Origin of the sequence: Pseudoxanthomonas sacheonensis, assembly GCF_010093305.1 — a bacterium.
GTDB lineage: Bacteria > Pseudomonadota > Gammaproteobacteria > Xanthomonadales > Xanthomonadaceae > Pseudoxanthomonas_A > Pseudoxanthomonas_A sacheonensis.
On sequence record NZ_PDWS01000015.1, the window covers coordinates 33,402 to 47,278 of the forward strand.

At 66.0% G+C, this 13,877-nt stretch carries 16 protein-coding genes and 1 tRNA gene; 12 read left to right on the plus strand and 5 right to left on the minus strand.

The genetic code is table 11. From position 1 onward, the window contains the following. Nucleotides 1-16 precede the first annotated feature (16 nt). Nucleotides 17-2,005, plus strand: a complete 1,989-nt coding sequence (locus CSC73_RS13020; protein ID WP_163840894.1) for a peptidyl-prolyl cis-trans isomerase — start codon at nucleotides 17-19, stop codon at nucleotides 2,003-2,005. Between the two features lie 152 nt (nucleotides 2,006-2,157). On the opposite strand, the gene CSC73_RS13025 is transcribed toward CSC73_RS13020, so the two are convergent. The 3 genes from CSC73_RS13025 to gloB form a co-directional block, all read right to left on the minus strand. Further along, nucleotides 2,158-2,949: an enoyl-ACP reductase FabI gene (locus tag CSC73_RS13025; RefSeq protein ID WP_163840896.1), complete on the minus strand. Its 792-nt coding sequence runs from the start codon at nucleotides 2,947-2,949 to the stop codon at nucleotides 2,158-2,160. A 76-nt stretch (nucleotides 2,950-3,025) separates the two neighbouring features. Further along, the gene (locus CSC73_RS13030; RefSeq protein ID WP_163840897.1) at nucleotides 3,026-4,276 is read right to left on the minus strand and encodes a lytic transglycosylase domain-containing protein; all 1,251 of its coding nucleotides are present in this window, start codon (nucleotides 4,274-4,276) and stop codon (nucleotides 3,026-3,028) included. After that, nucleotides 4,273-5,040 carry a hydroxyacylglutathione hydrolase gene (gene gloB / locus CSC73_RS13035; RefSeq protein WP_163840899.1) on the minus strand — a complete coding sequence of 256 codons (768 nt, stop codon included), beginning with the start codon at nucleotides 5,038-5,040 and terminating at the stop codon, nucleotides 4,273-4,275. The genes CSC73_RS13030 and gloB overlap by 4 nt, the downstream gene beginning before the upstream one ends. Nucleotides 5,041-5,115: 75 nt before the next feature. Here gloB and CSC73_RS13040 point away from each other — a divergent pair, with 75 nt between their 5' ends. From CSC73_RS13040 to dnaQ, 4 genes are read left to right on the plus strand one after another with little or no spacing between them, the layout of a single operon-like run. After that, the gene (locus tag CSC73_RS13040; RefSeq protein WP_246197518.1) at nucleotides 5,116-5,778 is read left to right on the plus strand and encodes a class I SAM-dependent methyltransferase; all 663 of its coding nucleotides are present in this window, start codon (nucleotides 5,116-5,118) and stop codon (nucleotides 5,776-5,778) included. Between the two features lie 32 nt (nucleotides 5,779-5,810). Further along, nucleotides 5,811-6,263, plus strand: coding sequence for a ribonuclease HI (gene rnhA / locus CSC73_RS13045; RefSeq protein ID WP_163840901.1), 453 nt, complete (start codon nucleotides 5,811-5,813; stop codon nucleotides 6,261-6,263). A 1-nt stretch (nucleotide 6,264) separates the two neighbouring features. Beyond that, nucleotides 6,265-6,795, plus strand: coding sequence for a GNAT family N-acetyltransferase (locus tag CSC73_RS13050; RefSeq protein ID WP_163840903.1), 531 nt, complete (start codon nucleotides 6,265-6,267; stop codon nucleotides 6,793-6,795). 9 nt (nucleotides 6,796-6,804) lie between these two features. Beyond that, nucleotides 6,805-7,515, plus strand: a complete 711-nt coding sequence (gene dnaQ / locus CSC73_RS13055) for a DNA polymerase III subunit epsilon (RefSeq protein WP_163840905.1) — start codon at nucleotides 6,805-6,807, stop codon at nucleotides 7,513-7,515. Nucleotides 7,516-7,605: 90 nt separating this feature from the next. Here dnaQ and CSC73_RS13060 read toward each other — a convergent pair whose 3' ends face one another. Continuing rightward, complete coding sequence (locus tag CSC73_RS13060) at nucleotides 7,606-8,310, minus strand: PP2C family protein-serine/threonine phosphatase (protein ID WP_093279700.1); 705 nt, start codon at nucleotides 8,308-8,310, stop codon at nucleotides 7,606-7,608. A gap of 198 nt (nucleotides 8,311-8,508) precedes the next feature. On the opposite strand from CSC73_RS13060, the gene CSC73_RS13065 reads away from it, so the two are divergent. Both CSC73_RS13065 and CSC73_RS13070 read left to right on the plus strand, forming a co-directional pair. Further along, a tRNA-Ser gene (locus CSC73_RS13065) sits at nucleotides 8,509-8,598 on the plus strand. A 434-nt stretch (nucleotides 8,599-9,032) separates the two neighbouring features. Next, nucleotides 9,033-9,440: a DUF6165 family protein gene (locus tag CSC73_RS13070; protein ID WP_093279701.1), complete on the plus strand. Its 408-nt coding sequence runs from the start codon at nucleotides 9,033-9,035 to the stop codon at nucleotides 9,438-9,440. 24 nt (nucleotides 9,441-9,464) lie between these two features. Here the strand turns inward: CSC73_RS13070 and CSC73_RS13075 are convergent, their stop codons facing one another. Then, nucleotides 9,465-10,514: a glycosyltransferase family 9 protein gene (locus tag CSC73_RS13075; protein ID WP_163840907.1), complete on the minus strand. Its 1,050-nt coding sequence runs from the start codon at nucleotides 10,512-10,514 to the stop codon at nucleotides 9,465-9,467. A 20-nt stretch (nucleotides 10,515-10,534) separates the two neighbouring features. Here CSC73_RS13075 and CSC73_RS13080 point away from each other — a divergent pair, with 20 nt between their 5' ends. The 5 genes from CSC73_RS13080 to moaD are packed head-to-tail and all read left to right on the plus strand — an operon-like array spanning nucleotide 10,535 to nucleotide 13,836. Then, nucleotides 10,535-11,284: a 3-deoxy-D-manno-octulosonic acid kinase gene (locus CSC73_RS13080; RefSeq protein WP_163840909.1), complete on the plus strand. Its 750-nt coding sequence runs from the start codon at nucleotides 10,535-10,537 to the stop codon at nucleotides 11,282-11,284. Next, nucleotides 11,284-12,036, plus strand: coding sequence for an MBL fold metallo-hydrolase (locus CSC73_RS13085; RefSeq protein WP_163840911.1), 753 nt, complete (start codon nucleotides 11,284-11,286; stop codon nucleotides 12,034-12,036). Before CSC73_RS13080 ends, CSC73_RS13085 begins: the two co-directional genes overlap by 1 nt. Before the next feature lie 19 nt (nucleotides 12,037-12,055). Further along, nucleotides 12,056-13,105 carry a GTP 3',8-cyclase MoaA gene (gene moaA / locus CSC73_RS13090; RefSeq protein ID WP_163840913.1) on the plus strand — a complete coding sequence of 350 codons (1,050 nt, stop codon included), beginning with the start codon at nucleotides 12,056-12,058 and terminating at the stop codon, nucleotides 13,103-13,105. After that, entirely contained in the window at nucleotides 13,106-13,594 is a 489-nt protein-coding gene (moaC, locus tag CSC73_RS13095) for a cyclic pyranopterin monophosphate synthase MoaC (protein ID WP_163840915.1), read from the plus strand. Then, the gene (gene moaD, locus CSC73_RS13100) at nucleotides 13,591-13,836 is read left to right on the plus strand and encodes a molybdopterin converting factor subunit 1 (RefSeq protein WP_163840917.1); all 246 of its coding nucleotides are present in this window, start codon (nucleotides 13,591-13,593) and stop codon (nucleotides 13,834-13,836) included. Before moaC ends, moaD begins: the two co-directional genes overlap by 4 nt. Nucleotides 13,837-13,877: the final 41 nt, after the last annotated feature.

Here is a 13,877-nt window from a genome sequence, read left to right on the forward strand (position 1 = left end):
CAGGCCGAACGCCACGATGCTGCAGACACTTCGCGACAAGACTTCCGGTTGGATAGCCACTATCGTCCTCGGCCTGTTGATCATTCCGTTCGCCTTCGTGGGCGTCAACGAATACATGACCGGCGGCACCGACAATGCGGTCGCCAAGGTCGAAGCGCCGCCCACCTGGTGGAAGTCCGCTCCTACCTGGTGGCCGGTTTCCATGTTCTGGCAGCACGAAGAAGTGACCCAGGAAGAATTCCGCACGCGTTTCGAGCAGGCGCGGCAGCAGCAGCGGCAGGCGCTGGGCGAAAACTTCGACCCGCGCGAATTCGAGACCCAGGAAAACAAGTTGCTGGTATTGGACCAGCTGATCGACCAGAAGGTCATGCAGCTCAACGCCAAGCGCTCCGGTATTGCGGTGAGCAATGAAGCGGTGCGGCAGTCGATCGCCAAAGAGCCGGCTTTCCAGGTCGACGGCAAGTTCGACGCGGCCCGCTACACGACTCTGCTTGCTGCGCAGGTGCCGGCGCTCACTCCGGTGGCGTTCGAGCAGCAGGAGCGCGACCGTTTGCAGATGGCGCTGATTCCGCAGGGGATCGGCGAATCCGGATTCGTCACCGGCAAGGAAATGGACCGACTGATCAAGCTGCTCGGCGAGACCCGCGACGTGACCATCGCCGCGTTGAAAGCGCCCGAGGCAAGCGCCGACACCGCCGCGGTCAGCGATGCGCAGATCAAGGCCTGGTACGACGCGCACCCGGCCGACTACAAGCAAGGCGAATCGGTAACCCTGGAATACGTGGATGTGGATGCGGCGACGCTGTCGCCCACTGCAGCGCCGGTGGACGAAGCGGCGCTGCGCAAGCGCTATGAGCAGGAAAAGTCGCGTTTCATGAGCGCCGAACAGCGCCTGGCTTCGCACATCCTGATCATGGTGCCGGCGGACGCGGATGCCGCCGCGCAGAAGGCCGCGGAACAGAAAGCCGCCGCACTGGCGGCACAGGCGAAGCAGCCCGGCGCGGATTTCGCGGCGCTGGCCAAAGCCAATTCGCAAGACGACGGCTCCAAGAACAACGGCGGAGAATTGCCGTGGGTGGCTCGCGACGGCACCATGACCAAGCCGTTCGAAGATGCGATGTTCAGCATGCAGCCCGGCGAAATCTCCGGCCCGATCAAGACCGAGTTCGGATACCACGTCCTGCAATTGCGCGAGATCAAGCCCGGCCAGGGCAAATCGTTCGAGGAAGTGCGCGATGTGCTGGCCCGCGAGCAGGCCGATTCGGAAGGCGAGCGCGCCTATAACGATCTGGCAGGACGCGTGGTCAACGAAGTATTGAAGAATCCCACTTCGCTGGCGCCAGCGGCCAAGGCGGTGGGGTTGCCGGTGCAGCGGATCGGTCCGTTCTCGCGTGCGACCGCCTCGGGCATCGCCGCCAATCCGGCGGTGTTGCGTGCGGCGTTCTCCGATTCGCTGGTGCAGGACGGCACGGTGAGCGATCCGATCGAGATCGGCCCGAAGCATGCGGTCTTCATCCGGGTACTGCAGCACACGCCGGAGCAGGCCCAGCCGATCGCGCAGGTTCGCGATGCCGTCATCGCCGCGATCCGTGCCGACCGCGCCGCCAAGGCTGCGGAAAAAGCCGCGGACGCGGTTCTGGCCCGCATCGCCAAGGGCGAAACCCTGCAGGCCATCGCTGCGGCCGACAAGCTGCAGACCGGCGAGTTGCCCGGTATTCCGCGCGGCGCGCCGATGCCGTCGCCGGAAATCAATGCGGCCATTTTCGCGGCGCAGAAGCCGGCTGCTGGCAAGGTGTCGGCTGGAAAGGCGCGGATGGAGGACGGGAACTATGTGGTTTTCGTGGTCAACAAGGTCACCGAAGGCGATCTGACCAAGATCACCCCGGAACAGCGCATGCAGCTGCAGCAGCAGGTGGCGCAGATGGGCGCTGCCGGCGATGTGGCCTCTTATGTAGGCGCGCTGCGCAAGCAGTACAAGATCATCCGTCGCGAAGACAAGCTCTGAAGTTCTCGCATCGGCCGTGAAAAAGCCCGGCATTGCCGGGCTTTTTCATTTCGCGTCGCTTATCAAGTACGGGCAAGTTCTACGTGGCCGACGTAAGGCATCGCCCGAATGGAACATTGCGTGCGTCGGGGGCGTAGCCCCGACCTACCTGACTACTCTTCGCCGATTCCGGTCATGCCCAGGATGTTGTAACCGGCATCGACATAGGTCACTTCGCCGGTGACGCCTGCGGCCAGATCCGAACACAGGAAGGCGCCCACATTGCCGACGTCTTCGATGGTGACCGTGCGGCGCAGCGGCGAATAGGCTTCCACGTGCCCCAGGATGTTGCGGAATCCGCCGATGCCGGCCGCTGCCAGGGTCTTGATGGGACCGGCGGAGATCGCATTGACGCGGATGCCTTCCGGCCCCAGGTTGAGCGCCAGATAGCGCACCGTCGCCTCCAGGCTGGCCTTGGCCACGCCCATGACGTTGTAGTTCTGCAGAGCGCGCTCCGCGCCCAGGTAGCTCAGGGTCAGCACGGCGCCGTTGCGCCCCTGCATGGCGGGGCGCGCGGCCTTGGCCAGTGCGGCCAGCGAATAGGCCGAGATGTCGTGGGCCAGGGCGAAGTTCTCGCGGGTCAGGCCGTCCAGGAAACCGCCGGTAATGGCTTCGCGCGGGGCGAAGGCGATGGCGTGCACCAGGATGTCGAAACCATCCCAGCGCTTTGCCAGCTGTTCGAAGCACGAGGCGATCTGCGCATCGTCGGTGACGTCCAGGGGCAGCACGATGTCGCTGCCGTATTCGGCGGCGGCTTTTTCGACCCGCGATTTCAGCCGGTCGTTCTGGTAGGTGAAGGCCAGTTCCGCGCCTTCCCGATGCATGGCTTCGGCGATACCCGAAGCGATGGAGCGTTCGCTGGCGATGCCGGTGATGAGTGCGCGCTTGCCTTGCAGGAAACCCATGGATTCTCTCGTCGGTTGAGCAATCGCTCTATTTTGCCACTTTTTGCCGGCGGACTTTTCCGCGCCGGCCAGAGGCTCATTTCACGCCGTCGTCGCCTTCCAGCTTCAGGACCATGCCGGGTTGCAGCACCGCGGAGCTGGCCAGGCCGTTGCGGGCCAGCAATTGCTGCGGCGGCAGGCCGTAGCGGTGCGCGATGCTCCAGACCGATTCGCCGCGCCGCACGGTGTGCGAACCGGCAGGCGTGGATTGGCTGGAGGCCGTGGTTCGGGAAGAGGATCCCGATTGTGCCGGGGCCGGTAGTGCCGGGAGCTGCGCGACCGGGGCGGCGATCGCCGAACCCGCGCTGGACGGCGCGAGCACGCGCAAAGGTTTGCCGCCGCGCGAAATACCAGCGGCCAGCGCGGGGTTGAGCCGCCGCAACAGGCCGCTGTCGTAGCCCTGCCGCTTGGCCCACTCGTCCAGGCTGCCGACATCGCCGGGCAGGGCTTGCGAAGCCAGGCGCGGGACCTCGCGGTCCAGGGTCCGCAACCATTCCTCGCGGTCGTCGGCCTGCTGGAAGATGCAAGCCAGGGCATGGAGTTTTTCCACATACGCGTAGGTGATGCCCGACAGCCCGGGCAGCTGCGCCGGTTTGGCGTTCTGCGCGTTCATGCCGGCGCGGCGCATCGATTGCAGGATGCGGTACTCGCCGGCGTTGTAGCCCATCACCGCCAGCCGCCAGTCGCCGCCGAACATCCCATGCAGGGTCTTGAGATAACGCACGGCCGCCTGGGTGGAATCCACCGGCGACAGGCGCCCGTCGTAGCCGCTGCGCATGGCCACGCCGTGGTTGCGGGCGGTAATGCCGATGAACTGCCACAGCCCGGCCGGGCCGCTGGCGCTGCGCGCACCGGGCTTGTAGCCGCTTTCGACGAAGGGAATCAGGGCGAATTCGGTAGGCAGGCCGGCTTGGCGCAGCGAATCGACCACGTAGCCGAACAGCGGCAGCAGATCGTCGTTGGCTCGCGCCAGTTGCCCGGGAGCGTGGCCGAAGTGCTTCTTCCAGCGCGCGCTGGTGGCGGCGGCGTCGCAAGTGGGGTCGGCCAGGCCGGCGCGGAAGCTTTCGTAGATCTCGCGGCCGTTGCGTTGGCTGGAGACGGGCAACGATTCGAGTTCGAGCGGGGGCCCGCCGGCCCCGGCGCCCGCGGCCACGAGTTGGCCGTCGTTGTCGGGGCCGGCGCCGTCGTTTTTACCTGCCTGTCCACCCGCCGGTTCGGCCGCTTGCAGCGCGGCGGAAATTCCCAGCGCGCACAGTAAAGACCATGCGCGATGCCTGCGCCGCCTCATGCGCGGAAACCGTCCTTCCAGCGCCGCAGTTCGGCGAAGGCTTCCACCCGGTCGGCAGGCGCGCGTCCCAACCGGCGCGCGACCGCATCGTGGACCGCCGGCGCATCCACGCGCAGGAACGGATTGGTGGCCAGTTCCACATCCAGGGTCGAGGGCAGGGTGGGGCGTCCGGCGTGGCGCATGGCTTGGGCTTCCTCGGTACGGCGGCGCAAAGCGTCGTTGGCGGGGTCCACGGCCCGGGCGAAGGCTGCGTTGGCCAGAGTGTACTCGTGGCCGCAGCACACGGCTGTGTCGCCGGGCAAGCTTGCCAGGCGATCCAGTGAGGCCAGCATTTGCGACGGAGTGCCCTCGAACAGGCGCCCGCAGCCCATGCTGAACAGGGTGTCCCCGCAGAACAGGTGGCCATTGCCGCCGTGGAAAGCGATATGGCTCAGGGTGTGGCCCGGCACGGCCAGCACATTGAATTCCCAGCCGTTAAGGCGGAACCCGGAACCTTCGCCGACACGTTCGCTGGCGTGTGGAATCCGCGCGTCTTCGGGCGCGAACACCGGCAGGGTAGGCCAGCGCTCGCGCAGAGCGGCCAGGCCGCCGGCATGGTCGGGGTGGTGATGGGTGACCAGCACGCCGGCGGGCCACATGCCCAGTTCGCTGGCGGCCAGCACGGGAGCCGCGTCGCCGGGGTCCACGATCACGGCATTGCCGTCGTCGTCCACCAGGGCCCAGATGTAGTTGTCTTCGAAAGCGGGCAGAGCGGTCAGACGCATTCGTCACCAGCGGTAGAGGAGGCGGATCCAACTTCGAAAGGACGGCCGGTTGAGCGGTCCTCTACAATTCCGAACATGCCTGTCCTGCAGATCAGCCGTCAACCCGATGCCCTGGCCTGGTTCGACACGGTAAGGGGTCGGCCCTTGCTGGCGGCGGAACAGAAGACGATCCGCGGCGCCCTGATTTCGCGGCCTGCCCAGCAGCCCTGGCTCTGGGTGCCCCCCCTGGCGCCCGACACAGCGCCCGATGAGACCGGGTTGCCGCCCCGCAGCCTGCTGCTGCATCCCCGGGGCGAGCGCTATGCCGGCACCCTGCAATGCGGGCTGCCGCTGCCTTTGCCCAACGAGTCGATCGGCAACCTGATCCTGCAGCACGCGCTGGACGACGGCAGAGAAGGGCTGCTGGAAGAAGGCGCGCGGGTTCTGGCGCCGGGCGGGCGATTGTGGCTGTTCGTCCTCAACCCGTGGAGCCCCTATCGCACCCGCTGGCGCAGCAGCGGCCTGCAAGCGCACGACGTGCAGGACTGGCGCCGCCGATTGCGCCAGCTCGGCCTGCAGCCCTGCGGCGCCGAAGTGAGCTATTTGGGCCCGCTCTGGCGCATGGCGACCGGGCCGCAGATGCGGGCTGCCGGCCGGCTGCGCGCGGTCTGTCTGCTGGAAGCGGAAAAGCGCACCGCCTCCCTGATTCCCCCCGCACCTGCCGCCCGCCAGTGGCGGGCCGGCGCCGCACCCGCATGAACGCGGGCATCTCTCTGTCGAAAAGGTCAGCAATGAAAGAAGTGGAAGCACATACCGACGGCTCCTGCCTGGGCAATCCCGGTCCCGGCGGTTGGGGCGCCGTTTTGCGTTACCAGGGGCGCGAACGGGAGCTCGCCGGCGGCGAAGCCCTGACCACCAATAACCGCATGGAACTGATGGCCGCCATCATGGCCCTGGAAGCGCTGAGCGAGCCTTGCCGGATCGTGCTGCAGACAGATTCGCAATACGTGCGCCAAGGCATCACAGAATGGATGGCCAACTGGGTGCGGCGCAACTGGAAAACCGCCGGCGGAGATCCGGTCAAGAACCGCGACCTCTGGGAACGCCTGCACGCCGCCACCCAGCGCCACTCCATCGAATGGCGCTGGGTGAAAGGCCACTCCGGCGACCCGGACAACGAGCGCGTGGACCTGCTGGCGCGCAACGAGGCGATCAGATTCCGCGACATCGCTTCGGTGGGCTGAGATGAGCGAAGCGATCATCCAGACCGAACGTCTGCAACTGTACGAACTCTCCGACCAATCGCAGGAAGACATCGCCTTCGTCCGCCGCTTGCTCAACGAGCCCAGTTTTCTCGAAAACATCGGCGACCGCGGCGTGCGCGACCTGGAGGATGCGCGGGCCTATATCCTGAAAGGGCCGATGATCAGCTACCGCGCCAACGGCTTCGGGCTGTACCGCATGCAGACCAGGCAAGGGGGGCAGACCGTGGGCATGTGCGGTCTGGTCAATCGCCCCGCCTTGGAGGACATGGACCTGGGGTACGCCTTGCTGCCGGAATTCTGCGGGCACGGATACGCGGTGGAAGCAGGCGCGGCGGTTCTGGCCGACGCACGCGAACGGCTGGGGTTGGAACGCATCGTCGCCATCGTCGATCCGCGCAACGCCGGTTCGATCCGCGTGCTTGAAAAGCTCGATTTCCGGTTCGAGAAAATGGTGCAGCTAACACCGGATGACGTCACGCTCAAGCTGTTCGCATCCGGGCCCCCGAGGTAAGCTGCCCGCATGCGCCAAATCATCCTGGATACCGAAACCACCGGCCTCGAATGGAAGAAAGGCAACCGCGTGGTGGAGATCGGCTGCGTGGAGCTGATGGAGCGCCGGCCTACCGGCAATACCTACCATCAGTACATCAACCCCCAGCGCGAATTCGAGCAGGGTGCGGCGGAAGTCACCGGGCTGAGCCTGGAATTCCTGGCCGACAAGCCCGTGTTCGCCGACATCGCCGACGGTTTCCTGCAGTTCATCGACGGCGCCGAGCTGATCATCCACAACGCCGCCTTCGACATCGGCTTTCTGGACAACGAGCTGTCGCTGCTGGGCGAGCGCTACGGACGCATGAGCGACCGCGTGCGTGTGGAGGATTCGCTGCTGATGGCGCGGCAGCGCTTCCCCGGCCAGCGCAATTCGCTGGATGCGCTGTGCAAGCGCCTGGGCGTGGACAACACCCACCGCCAGCTGCACGGCGCGCTACTGGACGCGCAGCTGTTGTGCGAGGTGTACCTGCATCTGACCGCGGGGCAGAGCGAGATCGGATTTGGCGGCGACGAGCCTTCGCAGCAGGCCACCGCCGCGCCGGTGTTCGCCTTGCCGGCCGAAGGAACACGGCCGCGCGTGCTGGTCAGCGAGATCGAGCTGGCCGCCCACGAATCGCGTCTGGCCGTGCTGCGCAAGAAATCGGGCGATAAATGCCTGTGGGACGCCGTCCCCTTGTAGGAGCGGGCCCTGCCCGCGACGGCTTCTCACACGATATTTCTGCTTGATTGAAAAGCTGTCGCGGGCAGGGCCCGCTCCTACAAGGGATCGTCAGTGGCAGCGGACCAGGATCGCGGTGACGTTGTCGGACCCGCCGCCGTCCAGCGCCGCGGCGATCAGCGTATCCACGCATTCCTGCGCGCTGCAATCGTTGTGGCGCAGGGTATTGGCGATGCCCTTGTCGTCCACTTCCTCGGTCAGGCCGTCGCTGCAGAGCAGCAGCTGCATGCCGGGCTTCAGTTCCCCGGTCATGGTTTCCACGTTCAGGTGATTGGGGTCGGTCACCCCCAGCGCCTGGGTGACCACGTTGCGGTGCGGATGGGAGCGGGCCTGCTCGCTGGTCAGGGAGCCTTGCACGATCAGTTCCTGCACGTAGCTGTGGTCCTGGCTGAGCTGGGCCAGGTTGCCATCGCGCCACAGGTAGGCCCGGCTGTCGCCCACCCAGGCCACTTCGAAGCGGTTTCCGTGCACGCGCACCGCCACCACCGTGGTGCCCATCGGCAGGGTGTCGTTGCGGCGCTTGGAGGTGCGGATGATCTCTTCGTCGGCGATGCGGATCGCCTGGGCCAGCGGGGTGCCGTCGCGGATCTCGCGCACGATGGTTTCGCGGGCCAGGGCGCTGGCCACTTCGCCGCAGGCGTGCCCGCCCATGCCGTCGGCCACCAGCCACAGCCCCAGTTCGCTGTCGCCGTAATAGGTGTCTTCGTTCAAGTCGCGGCGGAGCCCAACGTGGGTAAGGTGTCCGAATTCGATCATGGCGCCCTGTTGGTCTGAATCCGATTATCCCTATCGGCTTGAACGGCATGATCGCGGGGAAACGGACAAGCGGCAAGGTTTTGCGGACCGCGGGGCTGCGAGGGTTCAGCGACAGCGTCTCGGTGCCGCCTCCGTGCTTGTCCCGGGATGGCGCGGCCCGTATCATGCACGACCCCGGCCGGTATGGGCGGGGCGACCGGAGAGGTGGCAGAGTGGTCGAATGTACCTGACTCGAAATCAGGCGTACGTGTAAGCGTACCGAGGGTTCGAATCCCTCCCTCTCCGCCAGATATGCAAAGGCCCCCGCAAGGGGGCTTTTGCATATCTGGCGGAGAGGGAGCAGTTTGAGGAGAAGCCCGTTCGACAGAACGGCAGGATTGCCGTTCTGCACGGCGCAGCCGCCCCGAAGGGGTGAGGCACATGGATGTGCCGAATGCATCCCTCCCTCTCCGCCAGGCATACCAAAGGCCCCCGCAAGGGGGCTTTTGCGTATCTGGCGGAGAGGGAGCAGTTTGAGGAGAGGCCTGTTCGACAGAACGGCAGGATTGCCGTTCTGCACGGCGCAGCCGCCCGAAGGGGTGAGGCACATGAATGTGCCGAATGCATCCCTCCCTCTCCGCCAGATGCGCAAGGCCCCCGGAAGAGGGTTTTGCATGTGGCGGCAACGGATCGCCAACGTCCGTTCCCTTACACTTCACTATCCCGCAAACAGAGCCGATGCCATGTCAGAGATCCAAGTCCCCGTTTCCTTCGGCGAACTGCTCGACAAGATCGCCATCCTGCAGATCAAATCCGAGCGGATGAGCGACGAAACCAAACTGGCCAACGTGCGCAACGAGCTCTCCGCGCTGGAGAACACCTGGATGGCGCATCCGGCCGCCGGCCAGAACATCGTCGATCTGCGTGCGCAGCTGAAGGCGGTCAACGAACGCCTGTGGGTGATCGAAGACGACATCCGCATCAAGGAAAAAGCGCAGGAATTCGACGCCGAATTCATCCGCCTGGCGCGCGCGGTGTATTTCGAGAACGACGACCGCGCGCGGATCAAGAAGGACATCAACCTGGCGCTGGGTTCCAGTTATGTGGAAGAGAAGTCCTATCAGGACTACCGGGCCGCTTCCAATCCCTGATCGTTGTGCCGATCCCTTCCCGCCCTAGGCGGGAAGCCGGTCGGCCCGATACCGCTCGAATGCGGCAATCGCGTCGTCCACGCCGATCAATGCCATCACCTCGTCGAACTCGATCTTGGTTCCCCATTTGAGTTCCGACGCCGGCTTGCCCAGGAACCTGCGCGCGGCCGCATCGTACTTGTCCACGCAATAGCGCACGTCCGAGTACGGCCCGCTGCGCAGCGGATTGCTGGCGGCGTGCAGGCCCAGCACCTTTGCGCCCATGGCATTGGCGATGTGCATCGGGCCGGAGTCCGGCGTCATCACCAGGTCGGCGCGCTCCAGCAGGGCGGGCAACTGCTTCAGGGTGTCCTTGCCGACAAGATCCAGCGCGGTGGCCTTCATCGCCGCGACGATCGCGTCGGTGGTGCTGCGCTCCAGCTCGCTGCGGCCGCCGCACAGCACGATGCGCCAGCCCTGGGCCGCGGCATGGTCGGCGACGGCGGCATAGCGGTCCGGGTACCAGTTGCGGCGCGCATGGCTGGAGCAGGGCGAGATCATCAACGTCGGCGTCCGGTCGTCGGCCCACTGCGCCCTGGCCCATCCGCGCGCGTCCTCGGGCACCGGCAGGTTCCACACGACTTCGGTCTGTTTCAGGCCCAGCGGCTCGCAGAAACTGCCGATGGCGTCCAGCACATGGATGCCGGGACGGTCGGGGATGCGTTCGTTGATGAAGAGGCCATGCAGGTCCTTGGCGCGGGCACGGTCGTAGCCGATGCGGCGCTTGGCGGGAACGAAGGCCGACAGCACGTTGGCGCGCAAGGCCACCTGCATCTGCAGCAGCGCATCGAAACCCTCAGCCGGCAACCGCTTGCGCAAATCGCGCATGCCCGCCAGTCCGGAGCGCTTGTCGTAGGCATGGAAGGTCACCCCGTCCAGGCCTTCCAGCAGCTTCTGGCCGCCCTTGTCGATGATCCAGTGCAGCCGCGACTGCGGCCATGCGCGCTGCAGCGTGCGGACCAGGGGTACGACGTGGGTCACATCGCCCAGCGCCGACAGGCGCAGCAGGCACAGCGATAAGGGATTGGTAGACAAGTATTGTTAGACTCGGAGGAATGGTCGATTTTGATGCAACGGAATCCATGACCCCGTTCCGCGAAGGTAGCGGATTGGGAGCGATTCTGTTCGACAGCAAACAGCTACGGCAAGCGGATCCGGAATGGTTCCTGCCCGCGAAGTGGGCAGAGCGGGCCCGGCCGGTCGATAGCGGCGGTCGCGGCGGCGCCTGGTTCATCGACGCGCCGTTCGGCCCCAGCCTGTTGCGCCTGTACCTGCGCGGGGGATGGGCAGCGCGCGTCAGCCGCGACCAGTACCTGTGGCACGGCGCCAACCGCACCCGCAGTTTCGAAGAATTCCGCCTGACCCGCGCCCTGCTGGCCAAGGGCTTGCCGGTGCCGCGCCCCATCGCCGCCAGTTACGTGCGCAACGGCATGACCTATCGCGCCGCGATCCTGATCGAACGGCTGCCCGATGTGCGTACCCTCGCGGACCGCGCCCAGGTCGCCGGCAAGGATGCGCCTTGGGAAGAGGCGGGCCGCCTGGTCGCACGCTTCCACCGGGCCGGGCTCGACCACGCCGACCTCAACGCGCACAACCTGTTGTTCAATCCGCAGGGGAAGGGTTGGATGATCGATTTCGACCGCGGCGCACTGCGTATTCCGGCTACCCGTTGGCGTGAGAACAATCTGATGCGATTGCAGCGTTCGCTGTTGAAACTTCGCGATACGCGCAGCCGCGACGAGGTGCAGCAGGACTTCGCCCGCCTGCGCCGCGCCTACGACATCGCCTGGCAGCGGGGTTTCTGATGGGCTGGGCTTTGCGATTCCTGGGCGTGGGCAACGCGGCGGCGGTGGAGCTGGGTTCGGCCAACGCGACCATCGAGCGCGACGGATTGCCGTGGCTGACCATCGATTGCGGAGCGGAGGGCCTGTCGGCTTATCTGGCGCATTACGGCGCCATGCCGCAGGCCTTGTTCGTCACCCATACGCATCTGGACCATGTGGGCGGTTTCGAACGGCTGTTCGTGGCCACCTGGTTCGACCCGGCGCGGCGCGGCAAGGTGAAGGTCTACGTTCCGGCCCCGGTCGTGCCGCTGCTGCATCAACGCGTGGGCAGCTACCCCAATGCGTTGGCCGAGGGTGGGGTCAATTTCTGGGATGCGTTCCAGGTGGTGCCGGTCGGCGCCTCGTTCTGGCACGACGGCGTGCAGCTGGAGGTATTCCCCGCGCGCCATCACTGGCCCGAAACCGCCTACGGTCTGCGCCTGCGCGGCAGCCTGGTCTGGACCGGCGATACCAGGCCGATTCCCGAAACGCTGGCCAAGTTCGCCGATGCCGGCGAACGCGTTGCCCATGACTGCAGCCTGCACGGCAACCCCTCGCACAGCGGCATCGACGACCTGGAGCGCGAATATCCGCCCGAGCTGCTGCAGCGCTGCCTGCTTTACCACTACGCCAGCGCCGAGGACGGGCGCGCCCTGGAGGCGCGCGGTTATCGGGTGGCCCGGAAGGGCGAGGTGGTAGCCTTGCACGAGACCACCGTCGCCCCCATCGCTTGATCATGAGTGTCCCCTGATCATGAGTGCAGTTCCGCAAACCCAGGCATGGCCGCCGGGCACTCCGTTGGGCGTGCCACTGGATCGGCGCGGCCGGCCGTTGCGCGACCTGCGCCTGTCGGTGATCGAGGCCTGCAATTTCCGCTGCGGTTACTGCATGCCCGCCGATCAGGTGCCGGACGACTATGGTCTGGATTCGGCGTCGCGCCTGTCGTTCGACGAAATCGAAACCCTGGTGCGCGGATTCGTGCGCATCGGCGTCAGCAAGCTGCGCTTGACCGGCGGAGAACCGCTCCTGCGCAAGCGCCTGCCGGAATTGATCGCGCGCCTTTCCGCCGTTCCCGGAATCGAGGATCTGGCACTGACGACCAACGGTTCGCTGCTGGCTGCGCAAGCGCGTGCGCTGCACCGCGCCGGCCTGCGCCGGTTGACGGTCAGCCTGGATGCCTTGGATGCGGACCTGTTCCGCCAGATGTCCGGCGGTCGCGGCGAACTGTCCGCGGTGATGGCAGGCATAGACGCCGCCACGCGGGCGGGATTCGCTTCGCTGAAGATCAATTGCGTGGTCCAGCGCGGCGTCAATGAAAACCAGGTGCTGCCGCTGGCGGAACACTTCCGCGGCAGCGGCCACGTACTGCGCTTCATCGAGTATATGGACGTGGGCACCTGCAACGGCTGGCGGCGCGCGCAGGTGGTGGCTTCGGCCGAACTGCGCGACCGCATCGCCGCGCGCTGGCCGATTGTTCCGCTGGATGCCAACTATCGAGGCGAAGTGGCCAAGCGCTACCGTTTCCAGGATGGGGCGGGCGAAATCGGATTCGTCAGCTCGGTCAGCGAAACCTTCTGCGGCGATTGCCATCGCGCACGCGTTTCGGCGGACGGACAGCTGTATACCTGCCTGTTCGCATCCGAGGGAGCCGATCTTCGCGGTGCGCTTGCGCAAGGCGAAGCGGCCTTCGCCGATCATCTGGCGGGGCTCTGGTCGCGGCGCGAGGACCGCTACAGCGAGTTGCGCGGCGAACGCGAGGCCGGCAAGGGCCGGCATGTCGAAATGTTCCTGATCGGCGGTTGAATGGCCGCGCGCAAGAAAGTCCTGACCCACCTCGATGCGGCAGGCCTGCCGTCCATGGTGGATGTCTCCGGCAAGCCGGCGACCGCGCGCGCGGCCACGGCCGAGTGCCGGGTGCGGTTTCCCAAAGAAGTAGCGGCGCAGCTGCACGCCAACGGGCTGCGCAGCGCCAAGGGCGGCATCGTGGATACCGCCATCATCGCCGGCACCATGGCGGTCAAGCGCACCCACGAGCTGATTCCCTTTTGCCATCCTTTGCCGATCGACGGATGCCGCATCGTCATCGTCTGGGACGGCGATAGCGCATTGAAGATCGAATGCGTGGTCAGGACCACGCACCGCACCGGCGTGGAAATGGAAGCGCTGACCGGCGCCACGGTCGCCGCGTTGACCGTCTACGACATGTGCAAGGCGCTTTCGCACCGCATCGTGATCGGTCCGGCCAAGCTGTTGGGCAAACGCGGCGGCAAAAGCGATTTCGGAGAAGCTTGATGGCGATGGTGACCGTCCTTTATTTCGCCAGTTTGCGCGATGCGAGCGGCGTCGCCTCGGAGCGGATCGAATCGACCGCCGCGGATCTGCAGACCCTGTATGCCGAACTGCAGTCGCGCCACGGATTCGCCTTGCCGGCCAATCGCCTGCGGGTGGCGGCCGACGGCGAATTCGCCAGCTGGAGCGATGCCTTGCGCGATGGTTGCGAGATCGCCTTCATTCCGCCGGTGTCGGGGGGGTAACAATGCCAAGTCATGCCGATACCCTGTCCGTCGTCATTCCA

Excerpts from the sequence above, each read along its gene's own strand:
- moaC (WP_163840915.1), top strand. The coding sequence starts at position 13,106 with ATGGCCGCGCGCAAGAAAGTCCTGACCCACCTCGATGCGGCAGGCCTG.
- CSC73_RS13030 (WP_163840897.1), bottom strand. The coding sequence starts at position 4,276 with ATGAGGCGGCGCAGGCATCGCGCATGGTCTTTACTGTGCGCGCTGGGA.
- CSC73_RS13060 (WP_093279700.1), bottom strand. The coding sequence starts at position 8,310 with ATGATCGAATTCGGACACCTTACCCACGTTGGGCTCCGCCGCGACTTG.
- dnaQ (WP_163840905.1), top strand. The coding sequence starts at position 6,805 with ATGCGCCAAATCATCCTGGATACCGAAACCACCGGCCTCGAATGGAAG.
- CSC73_RS13080 (WP_163840909.1), top strand. The coding sequence starts at position 10,535 with ATGGTCGATTTTGATGCAACGGAATCCATGACCCCGTTCCGCGAAGGT.
- CSC73_RS13050 (WP_163840903.1), top strand. The coding sequence starts at position 6,265 with ATGAGCGAAGCGATCATCCAGACCGAACGTCTGCAACTGTACGAACTC.
- rnhA (WP_163840901.1), top strand. The coding sequence starts at position 5,811 with ATGAAAGAAGTGGAAGCACATACCGACGGCTCCTGCCTGGGCAATCCC.
- CSC73_RS13025 (WP_163840896.1), bottom strand. The coding sequence starts at position 2,949 with ATGGGTTTCCTGCAAGGCAAGCGCGCACTCATCACCGGCATCGCCAGC.
- CSC73_RS13085 (WP_163840911.1), top strand. The coding sequence starts at position 11,284 with ATGGGCTGGGCTTTGCGATTCCTGGGCGTGGGCAACGCGGCGGCGGTG.
- CSC73_RS13020 (WP_163840894.1), top strand. The coding sequence starts at position 17 with ATGCTGCAGACACTTCGCGACAAGACTTCCGGTTGGATAGCCACTATC.
- CSC73_RS13040 (WP_246197518.1), top strand. The coding sequence starts at position 5,116 with ATGCCTGTCCTGCAGATCAGCCGTCAACCCGATGCCCTGGCCTGGTTC.
- gloB (WP_163840899.1), bottom strand. The coding sequence starts at position 5,040 with ATGCGTCTGACCGCTCTGCCCGCTTTCGAAGACAACTACATCTGGGCC.
- moaA (WP_163840913.1), top strand. The coding sequence starts at position 12,056 with ATGAGTGCAGTTCCGCAAACCCAGGCATGGCCGCCGGGCACTCCGTTG.
- CSC73_RS13070 (WP_093279701.1), top strand. The coding sequence starts at position 9,033 with ATGTCAGAGATCCAAGTCCCCGTTTCCTTCGGCGAACTGCTCGACAAG.